The 514-nt window shown below is 48.6% G+C and carries 1 protein-coding gene; it reads left to right on the top strand.

Annotated elements, in window-relative coordinates:
• On the top strand, positions 1 to 183 hold a 183-nt coding region (locus Q2M23_RS43915; protein ID WP_316399582.1), incomplete at its 5' end, for a hypothetical protein.
• Positions 184 to 514 lie beyond the last annotated feature (331 nt).

Raw genomic sequence — 514 nt, 5'->3', positions numbered from 1 at the left:
GGCGTCAACGAAGGAGCACATCACGATGTCTGCTTCGGTGCAGACTTCGCGATGTGCGCTTCACGTTTCCCGCTGTGGGCGCTTCGCGGCGCGTCCATCGGTGGAGATTTCAAATGCAGACGACGCTTGCGGACTCAAACGCAATACGACGGTGTGTTCTTCGGCGGAAAGCTACAGATGTAAGTTTGTGAATTACTGTAGTACGATAATAAATAATGATGATCGGTGTTGTATTGTAGTACGCTTGTTACACATTATATTTCCGCGTCTTCCAATTACCCCGGAAGTAACTAAGGAATTCATGTTAAAGAGGTATGAACTGCAGCTGGAAGGAATGAGACAAGGAAAGTGTAAAAGTAAGCGATGTCTTTCCTATTTCTCTCGTAGTTCACGAACCTGATCGCCTCGTCTGCTAGGCGGCGTTAGCGTGATTGCGTTGAGTGTGCGCGCGTGCGCGTTAAAATTCTCGTCGACGAAGGCGCACTTATGTACAGGGTGGGTCAAGATTATCGGA

Origin of the sequence: Bradyrhizobium sp. 33ap4 (assembly GCF_032654765.1) — a bacterium.
In the GTDB taxonomy this organism is placed as follows: Bacteria; Pseudomonadota; Alphaproteobacteria; order Rhizobiales; family Xanthobacteraceae; genus Bradyrhizobium; species Bradyrhizobium australafricanum.
Note: the sequence above shows the minus strand (reverse complement) of the source record. Positions and strands in the feature narration are given on the sequence as shown.